Raw genomic sequence first — 14479 nt, forward strand, 5'->3', positions numbered from 1 at the left:
CGGAACGTGTCGACGCCGGCGAGGAACAGCTCCCTCAGCATCTCCGGCGAGGCGCTGGCCGGCCCCACGGTGGCGACGATCTTGGCGCGGCGTTGACGGTGCATGATGCGGGCGACCCCTGCTGGACTGGTTCAGAAGATGAAGCGGGTGGAGATGAAGTTCGACTGGTGGCCCTGCACGATGGCGTCGAGAAGTTTCTCGCTCGCCGGAGTATGCTTTGCCGCTACCATGGAGCGGATGGAGAAGGAGCGCAACGCGTCGCTCACCGACAGCGTGCCCTCGGCCGAATCCTTGCGCCCCGTGAAGGGGAACACGTCCGGCCCGCGCTGGCACTGGCAGTTGATGTTGACGCGGCACACCTGATTGACCAGCGGATCGACGAGCCGGCCGATCTCCGCCGGATCGTTGCCGAAGACCGATACCTGCTGGCCGTGATCGGAGGTGATGACATAATCGAGCGCGGTCTCGATGTCGTCGTAGGCCATCACCGGCACCACCGGCCCGAACTGCTCCTCGCGGTAGAGGCGCATGCCCTCCGCCACCGGATAGACCAGCGCCGGACGGAACAGCGTGCCGCCGAGGTCCGCCGTGTGGGCGCCGCCGCCGGCGTTGACCACGCGCGCGCCCTTCGCCACCGCATCCGCGACATAGGCCGCCATTTCCCGCACCTTGTCGACGTTCGGCAGCGGCGTGACGGCGACGTCCGGCTCCCACGGCATGCCGACCTTGAGCCTGTCGAGTTCCGCGCTGAAGCGGTCGAGGAACGGCGCGGCGATCGAGCGGTGGACGATCAGCATCTTGAGCGCCGTGCAGCGCTGGCCGTTGAACGAGAGCGCCCCGGCGAGGCATTCCTTCACGGCGAGGTCGAGGTCGGCGTCGGGCAGCACGATGGCGGCGTTCTTGGCGTCGAGCCCCAGGATGGCGCGCAGGCGGTTGACCTTGGGATGCAGTTTCTTGAGGTGATCGGCGACCTTGCTGGAGCCGATCAGCGTCAGCACGTTGATGCGGCCGGTATCGAGCAGGTGCGGCACGACTTCGGCGCCGGCGCCGTAGACGGTGTTGATGACGCCCTTCGGAAAGGCGTCGCGGAAGGCTTCGAGCAGCGGCGCGAACAGCAGCAGCCCGAACGTCGGCGGCTTGAACACCACGGTGTTGCCCATGATGAGGGCGGGGATGAGCGTGGCGAAGGTCTCGTTCAGGGGGTAGTTGTAGGGCCCCATGCAGAGCACCACGCCGAGCGGCGTGCGGCGGACCTGGCCGATGGTGCCCTCGACGATCTGGAAGCGGGAGCTGGCGTTGTCGAGGTCGCGCAGGGCGTCGACGGTGGCCTTGATATAGGCGACCGTGCGGTCGAACTCCTTGCGGGAATCGCTGATGCTCTTGCCGATCTCCCACATGATGAGGCGCACGATCTCGTCGCGGCGCGCCACCATCCGGCGGGTGAAGTCCCGCATGCAGGCGATGCGGGCGGCGACCGTCATGGTGGGCCATTCGCCGCGCCCGTCATCCCACGCCGCCACGGCGGCCGCGAGCGCCCGCCCGGCCTCCGCCACGCCGGCGCGCGGATAACTGCCGATCACCGCCGGCGCCACTCCGCCCTGCGCGTCGCGGATGCAGATCGCCGACAGCACCTCCCGTACCGGCCCCTCCCAGGGCTCCAGCACGCCGTCGATCAGGATCACGCGCTGATCGACCGGCCCGGGCAGGCGGTGCTCGGCGGGAATATCCGCAGGAGATGGAAACGCATGCGATAGTGTTTCTCTCATCGTCGGCATCACCCGGCTTCCCTCCGTCACGCTCGCGGGAACATGTCCCGAGCACACACGTTATATTACGAATCGCGCAGATATCATATTACGATTTTCATATGACGCGCATCTGTCACCATACGCTTTCCGCCCCTGAAATAGCGCTCCCGAGGCAAGCGGATGAACCGGTTCGTGTTTGCGCGCTTGTATGGACGGATCATGCTCTTCATATAAGTATGACAAGTTGTCGGTTCATTGTTCCTGCCAGATGAGTTGGCGCCAGATCCGGGCGTAGGCGCATAAAGCTTCGTGGTTTCCGGTCTTGCGCATCGGCGGCGGAGCGGCGGGCGAGGGAATGTTCGCCCCGCTCACGGCCAGAAGCGCCGCGCCGAGCGCCGTGCCGGTGGAGCCGTGCGCGGCCGCCTCGACCGCGCGGCCGGTCGCGGCGTGCAGCATGTCGATGTATTCCGGGTTGGAGGCGAACGGCCCCTCGACGATGGTCGGCCCGTCCGCGCCGATCATGAACAGGCATTCCGCCGTCATCAGCGCGAGATAGAACGAGAGCGCGGCCGCCTCCCGCCGTGCGTCGGCGGGCGGGCCGACCCAGCGCGCGGTCATGCCGCGAAACGGTCCCGACGCGGATTCCACCGCCGGAAGCAGCATGATGCGCCGGTTCAGCACATCCTCGATTGCGGCCGCATCGGTGGCAAGCGTCCGGCCCCGGCGAATGCGTTCGTATTCCCGCCCGCCCATGAACCGGGCGGATGGAACGGGATGGCCGAATGCGTCGACGTTGATCAGCACGTCGCGCGCCGGGTCGAGCGCGGCGGGCCGCGCGCCGGCGGCCATGCAGACGACCCAGGTGCCCGTCGAAACGACGGTGAAGGGCGAGGGGCGTGTCGCCAGATAGGGATAGAGCGAGGCGTTGCTGTCGTGGATGCCGCAGGTCACGGGCGTGCCGGGAGGGAGCCCGAGTTGCGCGGCGATCTCCGGCAGGACCGGGCCGAGCCTGTCGGCGGCGTGGCGCACGGGCGGCATGAGGCGCCGCCAGCCCATGCGGTCGACGAGCGCGGAAAAATCGCCGGTTGCGGGCCGCCAGAGGTCCGTGTGGCAGCCGAGCGACGTCGGCTCCGCGGCCCGGATGCCGGTAAGCCGCATCGCCCAGTATTGCGGATAGGTGAGGATGTGCGCGACGCGCGCCGCTTCGGGGAAGGTGCGGAACTGCCAGTACAATTGCGCGCCGAGGTTCAGCCCCATGCCGAGCCGCGGCGATCCGGTCTCCGCGAACGCCGGCCGGTGCGTATCGTAGTCGCCCGGATCGAAGGCGTGTTCGTAGTCGAGGATCGGCAGCACCGGATCGCCGGCCGCGTCCACCAGCGCCGCCGTTGCGCCGTGCGTCGTGATCGACAGGGCGTCGATGGTATGGGTGAGGGCGAGTTCGGCGAGGGCGCCGGTGATGAAATCCCAATGCTCGCCGGTGCGGTAATGTGGATAAGGCCCCGAGGGATCGACCGCGTTCGCGATCCGATGGACGGCGATTTCGGCCATGGACGGGATGTCGACCAGCGCGACTTTCACATTGGTCTTGCCGAAATCGATGACGGCGACATGCTGCATGATGCTCAGACCAGATGAAAGACGGTTTCGAGCGGGACGGATACCGGCGAACGGTCGGCGTTCGTCTCCATGATGTCGGCCATGTGGTTCCACCAGCGTTTCATGACGGGGTGGGAGGGCAGCGCATCCATGCCGTGGCAGTTAGTGCGCCAGAGAACGGCGAACAGCGCGCCGGTCTCGCGGTCGAGATGGATCGAATAATCCGCCACGCCCGCCTGGCGGAGCAGGGCCGACAATTCCGGCCAGATCTCGTCGTGGCGGCGGCGGTATTCGGCTTCGAAACCGGGCTTGAGCCGCATCCTGAAGGCGATCTTCTCCATCAGCGCCTCGCCTTCGCGATCATCCTCGGGACGGCGATGACCGCGATCAGCAGCAGCCCGACGAACACCGACATGACCACGCCCGGCACATTCAGCAGCCCGAGGCCGAAGGTGACGAGGCCCATGATCAGCGCCGCCAGCACGACGCCCGGAATGGTGCCCGCGCCGCCGGTGATCGCGACCCCGCCCAGCACGACCATCGTCACCACCTCGAGTTCCATTCCCGTGCCGATGGAGGGGCGGGTGGAGCCGAGCCGCGAGGTCAGGCATACCGAGGCAATCCCGGCCATCAGCCCGGTGAGCAGGAAGAGCGTCATGCGGATGCGCTCCACGCGGATGCCGGAAAAGGCGGCCGCGGTGGCGTTGTTGCCCACGGCATAGATCCGGCGGCCGAAGACCGTGCAGTGCAGCGCCACGCCGTAGATCAGGGCGAGCGCCGCGAACAATGCCAGCTCGAAGGTGAACACCCACCAGACATAGCCCTGCCCGAACCAGGCGAAGGACGGCGGATAGCCGTTGAAGGCCGTGTCGCCCAGCACGATGTAGGCGATGCCCCGGAAAAGGCTCATCGTGCCGATCGTCACGACGATGGACGGCAGGCCGAACCGTGTGACGAGCAGCCCGTTGAACGCCCCGCAGGCGAGCCCCGCGCCGATGCCGATGGCGACGAGCCCCGGCGTATCCACGCCGAATTGCAGCGCGTAGCCCATGGCGGTGGAGGAAAGCGCGATGATCGCGCCGACGGAAAGATCGATCTCGCCGGCGATGATCAGCAGCGCCATGGCGAGCGCGATCATCGCCTTCTCCGTGAAGTTGAAACTGGCGTCCGACAGGTTCCACGGATCGAGAAAATAGGGCGAGGCGAAGGAGTTGAAGGTGAAGATCGCCACCGCCACCACGACGAGCAGCGCCTCCCAACTGCGCAGCAGGCGCGCGGCGGGCGTGGTCAGCCGGTCGGGAATGTGCCGGGAAGCGGTATCGACTGCGGTCATGCCTGTGCTCCCGCCGGGGCGGTGTGTTCCGCCGATTTCAGGATGATGCGGCCCTGGCGGCGTTCGGACCGCGCGTTGAAGGCGACGGCGAGCAGAATGGCGGCGCCGGAAATCGCCATCTGCCAGAAGGGCGATACGCCGGCGACCGGCAAGGCGTTCTTGATCACGCCGAGGAATAGCGCGCCGAGGATGGCCCCGCCCACAGTGCCGATGCCGCCGGCGATGGAGATGCCGCCGATCACGCAGGCCGCGATCACGTCGAGTTCGAAGCCCTGCGCAACCTCGGTATAGGCGACGGCGTAGCGGCTTACCCACAGATAACCGCACAGCCCCGCGAGCGCGCCGTTCAGCGTGAAAGCCAGAAACCGCGTGCGGCCCGCCGAAATCCCGGTGTAGACGGCGGCGTGTTCGTTGCCGCCCACGGCGTAGAAGGCACGCCCGAGCGCCGTGCGCCCGATCAGGATGACGAAGGCCGCGATCACGGCCAGCGCGATCCACGACAGGACCGGCAGGCCGAACAACACCGCGCGCGGCAACGCCTTGAATGCGTCGCTCATCTGATGGGCGTTGATCCACGCGCCGCCCGAGAGCAGGAAGATCGCGCCGCGATAGATGGTCATCGTCCCCAGCGTCACGACGATGGGCGGCAGGTCGAGCCGCCAGACCAGGAGCCCGTTAACGGCGCCGAGAAGCGCCCCGAGGGTGATCGCGACGAGGATGAGCGCCGCCACCGGCACGTCCGGCGCGGCGGCGTTCAGCATCGCGACGATCATGCCGGTCAAGGCGAGGTTCGCGGCCACCGACAGATCGATGCAGCGGGTCAGGATCACCGTCATCTGGCCCAATGCCAGAATGATCAGGATCGCGCTGTCGTTGAAGATCGCGGCGAGATTGTCCGGGCGAACGAAGCCGGAAAACCGCGTCTGCACCAGCGCGATCAGGGCCAGAACGGCCAACGCCAGCAGGGCCTCGCGGCGTTTGAGACAATGCGCGATCATTCCTGTTCCTCTCCGATTCCCGCCGCCGCGCGCACCAGCATTTCGGGCGTCAGCCCGTCGCGCGCGTATTCGCCGGCGATCCGTCCTTCCCGCATCACGATCACCCTGTCGGACATGCCCAGAATTTCCGGGATTTCGGATGAGACCATGATGACCGCGAGCCCTTCTGCCGCGAGTTCGGCCATGAAGGTGTGCACGGCCGCCTTCGATCCCACGTCGATGCCCTTGGTGGGCTCGTCGAGGATGATGATCCTCGGTTGCATGGCGAGCCACTTGCCGATGACGACTTTTTGCTGGTTGCCGCCCGACAGGAGGCCGAGCCGCTGGTCGAGGCTCGCCGCGCGCAGGTCGAGCCGCTCGGCGTAGCGGCGCGCCAGCGCGAATTCCTCGGCCGCGCGCAGGAAGCCGGCGCGCGACGTGCGGTGCAGCGAGGGCAGGGAGATGTTCTGGAAGATCGGCATCGCCCGTATCGCCCCTTGCAGGCCGCGGTCCTCCGGGACGTAGACGATGCCCGCCCTGACCGCATCGGCCGGCGAGCGGATGATGGACAACTCGCCATCGATCCGGCAGACGCCTTTGGAAGGGCGCGTCACGCCGAACAGCGCCTGCATGAACTCCGACCTGCCGGCGCCGACGAGGCCGTAGAAACCGAGAATTTCGCCGCGCCGCAGGCTGAAGCCGATGCCGTCGAACTCCGTCGGGTGGCTGTAGCCCGCAACCCGCAGGATCTCCTCGCCGATGCGAGGGGTGCGGGCGGGAAAGATGGCGTCCATGGCGCGGCCGACCATCATCTCGACAAGCCGCCTTTCCGTCACCTGCGCCATCAGTCCCGCATCGACGAGCCGGCCGTCGCGGAACACCGTGTATCGGTCCGCGATGCGGAAAATCTCGTCGAACTTGTGGCTGATGAAGAGGATTGCCTTGCCGTCGGCCTTCAGGCGGTCGACCAGCGCGTATAGCTCCTCGATCTCCTTCTGGGAGAGCGCGGCGGTCGGCTCGTCCATGATCACCACGCGCGCATCGATGGACAGCGCGCGGGCGATCGCCACGAGATGCTTGTTCGCGATGCCGAGGTCGCGCAGCACCGTATTCGGGTCGATGTCCGCATCGAGCCGGGCGAGGAGCGCCGCCGCGTCGCGCCGCATCCGGCCCCGGTCGATCAGCCCGAGGCGCGTGTGCGGAGCGTGGCCGAGGAAGATGTTTTCGGCCACGGTGAGGTCGTCGAACAGCACGGTTTCCTGATGGATCGCGGTCACGCCGGCGTCCGCCGCGTCCGCGGCGGCCGAAAAGCGGACCGGCTCTCCATCGATGGTGATCGTGCCGGCATCCGGCTGATAGATGCCGGTCAGCACTTTCACGATGGTGGATTTTCCGGCGCCGTTCTCGCCGATCAGGGCGGTGACCTGTCCGGCGTAAAGGTCGAGGTCGACGCCTTGCAGCGCCTTCACGCCCGGAAAGGACTTGGCGATGCCGCGAAGCGACAGAACGGGCCCGGACATGACGGGTCCGGGTGTGGAACGGGTGGCCACTGCCGCGGCAGTGACAGGAGCGGCGCGGAGCATGGGAACACCGGAAACGGGGGTCGGGCGGCCCGCCGGGACAAGCCGGCGGGCGTCGGCGTCAGAACACGGACTTGAATTCGGCGATGTTCGACTTGTCGTACTTGAACGGTGTCGACATCGCCGCCTCGTTGTTCTCGTCGAGCTTCGCCGCGCCCATGCGGCCCATCGAAATCTCCGCGCCGGGCTTTGCCTGCGCCTTGCCGGTCGCGAGCTGGTGGGCGAGGTAGGTCGCCGAATAGCCGAGATCGACCGGGTTCCAGATCGCGAAGGACTTCGACGCGCCGCTCTCCACGGCGCCCGCCATCTCCGACGGCAGGCCGAGGCCGGTGACGTTCACCTGGCCGATCTTGCCCGCATCGGCCACCGCCTGCGCGGCCGCGACGATCCCGACGGAGGTCGGCGCGATGATCGCGTCGAGGCCGGGGTAGGTTTGCAGCAGCCCTTGCGTCTCGCGGTAGGACTTGTCGGCAAGGTCGTCGCCGTAGACGGTCGCGACGACCTTGATGGTCGGATACTTGTCGAGAACCTTGTTCATTTCGGCGATCCAGACGTTCTGGTTCGTCGATGTCGACGTCGCGGACAGCACGGCGACCTCGCCGCCGTCAGGCAGCTCATCCGCCGCGAGCTTGATGATCGTCTGCCCGATCAGTGCGCTGGACGAGGGCGACAGATGCAGTTCCCTGCCTTCCCGCGCGACGCCCGAATCCCAAGAAAGGACCGTGATGCCGCGCTGCCTCGCCCGCTTCAGGGCGGGGACCACGGCGTCGGGGTCGTTGGCGGAGATGGCGATCGCATCCACCTTTTGCGCGATCAGCGTGTTGATGACCTCGATCTGGCCTTCCGCCGTGGTCGCGGTCGGGCCGGTGTAGATGATCTCGACATTGCCGAGTTCCTTCGCCGCTTCCTGCGCGCCGCGATGCGCGGCCTCGAAAAAGCCGTTGCCGAGCGATTTCGCCACCAGCGCGATGCGCACCGGGCCGTCCGCCCATGCGGGCGATCCCGTCAGGCCGGCGGCGACAGCCGCGCCCGCAAGCAGTCTCTTCACTGTCCTCATTGTCATTTCCTCCCATAATATATTATATTTCAGCAGGTTATCCCTCGGCGGCGTCCACCTCCCCGGCCTCGTCGTCCTGCGCCGCGCTCGACGGCGCGACGATCAGCGTCACGCCCGCGTCGGCGAGCATGTTGGCGTGGCGATCCTCGATGCCTTCGTCGGTGATCACGGTGTGGATGCGCGTCAGGGGGCACAGGATGAGCGCCGAGCGCCGCGTGAACTTGGCGCTGTCCACCAGCACGACGAGCTCGTCGGCCTGTCCGATCAGCTTCTCCTCCGCCTGGATGATGAGCGGGTCCTGCTCCATCACGCCGAGCGGACCCACGCCCTGCGCGCCCATGAACATGCGCCGGGCGTAGAAATTGCGCGTCACATCGTTCTCGAAAGGCGACAGCACGATGTTCTGCTCGCGGTAGATCGTGCCGCCCGGCAGCATGACCGTGTTCTTCGAGTGATGCAGCAGGTGCTCCGCGATCGGAAACGAGTTCGTCAGGATCTGGAGGCGGCGCAGCGCCAGCGGATGAACCATCTGGAACGTGGTGGTGCCGCCGTTGATGATGATCGTATCCCCGTCCTCGCAGAGATCCGCGGCGGCTTTGGCGATCGCGCGTTTTTGAGCGATGTTGATTGAAGCATTGACCGAGAAGGGGCGGCCGTTCAGCACGGTGACATAGGCCGGAGTCACGGCCTCGGCGCCGCCGCGCACGCGGCGCAGCTTCTTCTGCAAGTGAAGCTGGGCGATATCGCGCCGGATGGTGGCTTCCGAACTTTCGGTCAACTCCACCAGTTCAGCCACCGAAGCGAAGGGCTTGGCCTGGACGGCAGACAGAATGACCCGATGGCGCTCAGTCTCGTGCATGGATTTCCTCCCGTGTGTCAGAATTGCGAAGTTTCACGCCCGTGTCAATCATATTCAATCATTAAATGACTGTTCGCAGGTGCAATATGATGGATAGTGACTGTTTTTGATTGACTTGCTCTCCCCGATGGTGAAGTCTCCTGCGCGAAGACAGGCCCGCCGTCCGGGAAAAAGGGAGGATATCCGATGTCGCAAACCACGCCGTCAAACCGGCTCGAAAACCTGTGGGACGATGCCGTAGCCGCCGGCATGTCCGAGGCGGAGAAGCTGCTTTACCGTTCCAATCTTCTGGGATCGGACAAGCGCGTGACCAATTACGGCGGCGGCAACACCTCGGCCAAGGCGACGGAAACCGATCCGCTGACCGGCGAGCCGGTCGAGGTGCTCTGGGTCAAGGGGTCGGGCGGCGACATCGGCTCGATGAAGATGGACGGCTTCGCCACGCTTTACATGGACAAGCTGCGGGCGCTCAAGGAAAAATACCGCGGCGTCGCGTTCGAGGACGAGATGGTGGGCTATCTGCCCCATTGCACCTTCAATCTCAATCCGCGCGCGGCATCCATCGACACGCCGCTGCATGCCTATGTGCCGGGGAAGCATGTCGACCACGTTCACTCGGATGCGATCATCGCCATCGCGGCTTCGATCAATTCCCGGGAACTGACGGCGGAAATCTTCGGAGACGCGATCGGCTGGCTGCCGTGGAAGAAGCCGGGCTACGAACTCGGCCTGTGGCTTGAGAAATTCGCGACCGAAAACCCGCATGCGCGCGGCTGCGTGCTTGAATCGCACGGCCTGTTCACCTGGGCCGACGACGCGAAAGACTGTTATCTCACCACGCTCGACATCATCAACCGGGCCTATGCGTGGCTGGAGAGCCGCACGGCCGGCGTGGCGCCTTTCGGCGGCGCGAAGACGCCGGCGCTTCCGGCCGATGAGCGCCGGCGCATCGCGGCGAAACTCATGCCGGTGATCCGCGGCCTGATCTCGAAGGAACGCCACAAGGTCGGCCATTTCGACGATCAGGAAGCGGTGCTGCAATTCGTCGGCTCGCACAGGTTCGAGGAACTCGCCTCCCTCGGCACATCCTGCCCCGACCACTTCCTGCGCACCAAGATCCGGCCGCTCGTGGTGGATTTCGACCCCGCCGCGCCCGATCTCGACAGGACCGTCGCCGGGCTCGAAGCGGCCGTGGCCTCCTACCGCGACGACTACGCCGCCTATTACGCGCGTTGCCGCAAACCCGATTCGCCGGCGATCCGCGACCCGAACGCCGTGGTCTATCTGGTGCCCGGAGTGGGCATGATCACCTTCGCGCTCGACAAGGCGACCGCGCGCATCTCGGGCGAGTTTTATGTCAATGCCATCAACGTGATGCGTGAAAGCTCGGCCGTCAGCGCCTATCGGGGCCTGCCGGAGCAGGAGGCGTTCGACATCGAATACTGGCTGCTGGAGGAGGCGAAGCTCCAGCGTCTGCCGAAGCCGAAATCGCTTGCCGGCCGCGTGGCGCTGATCACCGGCGGCGCGGGCGGCATCGGCGCGGCGACCGCGCAGCGCTATCTGGCGGAGGGCGCCTGCGTCGCGCTCGCGGATATCGACGAAGCCGCGCTGGACGAGGTGCGGGAGGGCTTCGCGACCCGCTTCGGCAAGGATGTGGTGCGCAGCGTGCGGATGGACGTGACCGACGAGGCCGCGGTCGCCGCCGCCTACGACGAGATCGCTGTCGCCTTCGGCGGCGTGGACATCGTCGTTTCCAACGCGGGCATCGCGTCTTCCGCGCCGGTCGAGGAAACCTCGCTCGACCTGTGGAACAGGAACATGTCGATCCTCTCGACGGGTTATTTCCTCGTCAGCCGCGAGGCGTTCAAGCTCCTGAAACGGCAGAAGATCGGCGGTTCCATTATCTTCGTCGCGTCGAAGAACGGGCTTGCGGCCTCGCCCGGCGCCTCGGCCTATTGCACGGCGAAGGCGTCGGAAATCCATCTGGCCCGCTGCCTCGCGCTGGAGGGCGCGCCCGAGGGCATCCGCGTCAATGTCGTCAACCCCGACGCGGTGCTGCGCGGATCGAAGATCTGGTCCGGCGACTGGCTCGCCGAGCGCGCCGCCACCTATGGCAAGGACAAGGAAGGGCTGGAGGAGCATTATCGCCAGCGCAGCCTGCTGAAGCGTTCCGTCCTGCCGGAAGACATCGCCGAGGCGAATTATTTCTTCGCCGCCGATGTCAGCGCCAAGTCGACCGGCAACATCATCAACGTGGATGCCGGCAACGTGCAGTCGTTCACCCGCTGACATCCGGCCGGGCGTGAACGCGCCCGGCCGCCGTGCCACGGCCGCGCGTCGGAGCGCGTTCCGTTCAAACGCAATCGTTTGAGCGATCGGAATGCGCTCCGAACAGGACATATTCCGGGAAGCCGGCGAGGGAGGAAAAAACATGATCGAACCATCCGTCATCGGGGAAGAGAACGCGCGCCGCGAGGCAGCCCTGCGCGCGGATTACGAGGCGCTCGGAACCCGGCTTGCCCGCGACGGCATCGATATCGAGGCGGTAAAGGCGAAAGTCGCCGCTTTCGGCATCGCCGTTCCCAGTTGGGCGGCGGGCACGGGCGGCACCCGCTTCGCGCGGTTTCCGGGGCCGGGAGAGCCGCGCGACGTGTTCGACAAGATCGACGATTGCGGCGTGGTGCACCAGCTCACGGGCGCGACGCCCGCCATCTCGCTGCATATCCCGTGGGACAGGGCCGCCCCGGAAGACCTGCTGGCGAAGGCGAAGGAAAACGACCTCGTTTTCGACGCGGTGAATTCCAACACGTTTCAGGATCACGCGGACCTGCCGCTGAGCTTCAGATACGGCTCGCTGTCGCATACCGACAAGGCCGTGCGCGATCAGGCGGTGGCGCATAACATCGAATGCATCGAGCTTGGCCGCAGGATCGGCTCGAAGGCGCTGTCGATCTGGGTCGGCGACGGCTCGAACTTTCCCGGACAGGCTAACTTCACCCGCCAGCTCGACCGCTATCTGGACAGCGCGCGGGAAATCTATGCCGCCCTGCCGGACGACTGGCGCGTGTTCATCGAACACAAGATGTATGAACCGGCCTTCTACTCCACCGTCGTTCAGGATTGGGGCACGAGCTACCTCATCGCCCGCGAACTCGGCGACAAGGCCCAGTGCCTTGTCGATCTCGGCCATCACGCGCCGAATGTGAACATCGAGATGATCGTGGCGCGGCTGATCCGCTTCGGCAAGCTCGCCGGCTTCCACTTCAACGACAGCAAATACGGCGACGACGACCTCGACGCCGGCGTGATCGATCCCTACAGGCTGTTCCTCGTCTTCAACGAACTGATCGAGGCGGAAGGCGCGCCCGGCTTCGACCCCGCCTGCATGCTGGACGAAAGCCACAACGTGACCGATCCGCTGGAAAGCATGATGGCGTCGGCGACGGAAGTGGTGCGGGCCTATGCGCAGGCGCTGCTGGTCGACCGCACGGCGCTGCTGGCTCATCAGGAGGCGAACGACGCCCTGATGGCCTCGGAAACCCTCAAGCGCGGCTTCCGCACCGATGTGGAGCCCATCCTCGCGCAGGCGCGGCTGGAGAAGGGCGCGGCGATAGACCCGCTCGCGACCTTCCGCGCCTGCGGCTATCGCGCGCGCATCGGCCGGGAGCGCCCCGCCGTTTCCGGCGCGGGCGGCGGCATCGTCTGAGCGGGGAGCGTGGTCAGACGGGGCGGTCGGGAGACGCGCGGTGAATGCCGCGCGGCACGAATGGCAGCGCGGTTTCGGCCTCGATCAGGCGGGCGGCGTAGTGCAACGTGGCCAGCCACATCTCCGTTCCCTGCAATCCCGGCTCCTGACCGGCGGCGAAGGCGAAACCCGCGCCCGGCCGCCACGTTTCCGTCGCGCGCAGGATGACGTCGCGCGCGACGGACCGGGCTTCCTCGCGGCGGTGATCCGTCCAATGCAAGCAGAACCATAGCGGGTGGATCACGTCCAGCACGTTGCAGGCCGTCCGGTTCGCCTGACGGAAGCCGTCGTTCTCCTGCCAATGGGTGAGAATGGTGTCGATGGCGGCCTCGGGACGGGGCGGCGCCAGCCCGAACTGCGCATAGGTGCCGCGAACGAGCCGGTAGAAGCCGTTGACGGGCTGAAGCCAGCCTTCCGCGCCGGGCGGGCTCCACAGGCCGCTGTCGCTGTTTGCGTTCAGCGCCAGCCAGCCGAACAGCGTTTCCGGATTGCGCGTGCGCAGGCCGTGATGGCGCATGTCGAAAGCAAGGGCCGTGCCGATGGTGTCGACCACGGCGCCCGCATGCCAGCCGCGCTCGCGCCACGGCAGCGCCTCCAGCCAGCCGCACAGCGCGCCGGGCTGAAGGCCGGTGACGGCGGTGACGGGATGGCGCGGGGCCGCGCCGAGCAGTTCCAGCGCATAGCCGGCCGCCTCGACATTGTAGAGCGCGATGCCGTCCGCCCTTTCCGCGCCCGGCGCGGGGCGCGGCCGATGGGGATCGGGAAACAACCCGGAAACCGGGTCTTGCGCCGCCTGAAGCGTGGTAATGGCTGCCGCCGGGTCGAATGCCTCGGGAAGCGTGCCGAAGCCCGCCGCGATTTCGATGGCGTCGCAAAGGTGGCGCAGCGCCGGCCGCGCGCTGCCGCCGGCGTCCCGCGACAGGTAGTCTCCGTCCGTCCGCGCCGCCGCCAGCACGTCGGGCCATTCGGCTTGCGCCCGCTGGCCGAGCCGTTCGAGGGCGGCTTCCGGCGACAGTTGGCAGGGCGAGACGAGGGGCGTCGCTTCCTGCGCGGCCGGATCCTTCCCGGCTGGGTTCCTGCGCAGCTTCAGCACCCGCGCGGGCGCGCCGCCGACGATGGCCCAGTCCGGCACGTCGCGGGTGACGATCGCGCCCGCCGCCACGACCGCGCCCGATCCGATGGTCACGCCGTCGAGGATCACCGCGTTCGCGCCGATCCAGACATCGTCGCCGATGACGATGCCGCGCGTTTCGAGCGGCTGGGCGTGGATCGGGATATCGGTGCGCGCCATGCCGTGATTGAAGCCGACGATGGAAGCGTGCGAGGCGATGCGCACGAAGCTGCCGAAGCGGACTTTTCCCGAGATGCAGGCATAGGGATTGACGGAGCACTCGGCGCCGAACACCACATCGCCGCGCACGATGGCGTGGCCCGCGATCCATGACTTGTCGCCGAGCGCGAGACGTTCCGTCAGGACGAAGGCATCGCTGGCGACATAGGCGGTCGGTGCGATCTGCGCGCCCGCCTCGGCGGTCAGACGCGCCACGCGGGCGCGGTGCGCGGGCGCTTCGATATCGGCCGCCG

At 66.8% G+C, this 14479-nt stretch carries 10 protein-coding genes and 1 pseudogene; 2 read left to right on the top strand and 9 right to left on the bottom strand.

What is annotated here, in order from left to right; all coding sequences use genetic code 11:
- Positions 1-131 precede the first annotated feature (131 nt).
- From ACOYJQ_RS17135 to ACOYJQ_RS17170, 8 genes are all read right to left on the bottom strand, one after another.
- Positions 132-1766, bottom strand: coding sequence for an NADP-dependent glyceraldehyde-3-phosphate dehydrogenase (locus tag ACOYJQ_RS17135; protein ID WP_433460202.1), 1635 nt, complete (start codon positions 1764-1766; stop codon positions 132-134).
- A gap of 234 nt (positions 1767-2000) precedes the next feature.
- Entirely contained in the window at positions 2001-3365 is a 1365-nt protein-coding gene (locus ACOYJQ_RS17140; RefSeq protein WP_433460203.1) for an FGGY-family carbohydrate kinase, read from the bottom strand.
- 5 nt (positions 3366-3370) lie between these two features.
- The gene (rhaM, locus tag ACOYJQ_RS17145; RefSeq protein WP_433460205.1) at positions 3371-3685 is read right to left on the bottom strand and encodes an L-rhamnose mutarotase; all 315 of its coding nucleotides are present in this window, start codon (positions 3683-3685) and stop codon (positions 3371-3373) included.
- Positions 3685-4677, bottom strand: a complete 993-nt coding sequence (locus ACOYJQ_RS17150; RefSeq protein WP_433460206.1) for an ABC transporter permease — start codon at positions 4675-4677, stop codon at positions 3685-3687. Before ACOYJQ_RS17150 ends, rhaM begins: the two co-directional genes overlap by 1 nt.
- Positions 4674-5675: an ABC transporter permease gene (locus ACOYJQ_RS17155; protein ID WP_433460207.1), complete on the bottom strand. Its 1002-nt coding sequence runs from the start codon at positions 5673-5675 to the stop codon at positions 4674-4676. Before ACOYJQ_RS17155 ends, ACOYJQ_RS17150 begins: the two co-directional genes overlap by 4 nt.
- On the bottom strand, positions 5672-7174 hold the full coding sequence (locus ACOYJQ_RS17160) for a sugar ABC transporter ATP-binding protein (RefSeq protein ID WP_433460209.1): 1503 nt from the start codon (positions 7172-7174) through the stop codon (positions 5672-5674). Before ACOYJQ_RS17160 ends, ACOYJQ_RS17155 begins: the two co-directional genes overlap by 4 nt.
- A gap of 121 nt (positions 7175-7295) precedes the next feature.
- A complete protein-coding gene (gene rhaS / locus ACOYJQ_RS17165; protein ID WP_433460211.1) occupies positions 7296-8291 on the bottom strand; it encodes a rhamnose ABC transporter substrate-binding protein in 996 nt (331 codons plus the stop codon).
- 37 nt (positions 8292-8328) lie between these two features.
- Complete coding sequence (locus tag ACOYJQ_RS17170) at positions 8329-9150, bottom strand: DeoR/GlpR family DNA-binding transcription regulator (RefSeq protein ID WP_433460212.1); 822 nt, start codon at positions 9148-9150, stop codon at positions 8329-8331.
- A gap of 186 nt (positions 9151-9336) precedes the next feature.
- Between ACOYJQ_RS17170 and ACOYJQ_RS17175 the strand changes: the two genes are divergently transcribed.
- Both ACOYJQ_RS17175 and rhaI read left to right on the top strand, forming a co-directional pair.
- Positions 9337-11439 (top strand): bifunctional rhamnulose-1-phosphate aldolase/short-chain dehydrogenase, encoded by a 2103-nt coding sequence (locus tag ACOYJQ_RS17175; RefSeq protein WP_433460214.1) that lies wholly within the window; start codon positions 9337-9339, stop codon positions 11437-11439.
- A 142-nt stretch (positions 11440-11581) separates the two neighbouring features.
- The gene (gene rhaI, locus ACOYJQ_RS17180; RefSeq protein WP_433460215.1) at positions 11582-12856 is read left to right on the top strand and encodes an L-rhamnose catabolism isomerase; all 1275 of its coding nucleotides are present in this window, start codon (positions 11582-11584) and stop codon (positions 12854-12856) included.
- Between the two features lie 1117 nt (positions 12857-13973).
- On the opposite strand, the pseudogene ACOYJQ_RS17185 reads toward rhaI, so the two are convergent.
- A pseudogene (locus ACOYJQ_RS17185) lies at positions 13974-14132 on the bottom strand (DapH/DapD/GlmU-related protein); the annotation flags it as partial.
- Positions 14133-14479: the final 347 nt, after the last annotated feature.

This window comes from Pseudochelatococcus sp., from assembly GCF_050946405.1.
Lineage (GTDB): Bacteria > Pseudomonadota > Alphaproteobacteria > Rhizobiales > Beijerinckiaceae > Pseudochelatococcus.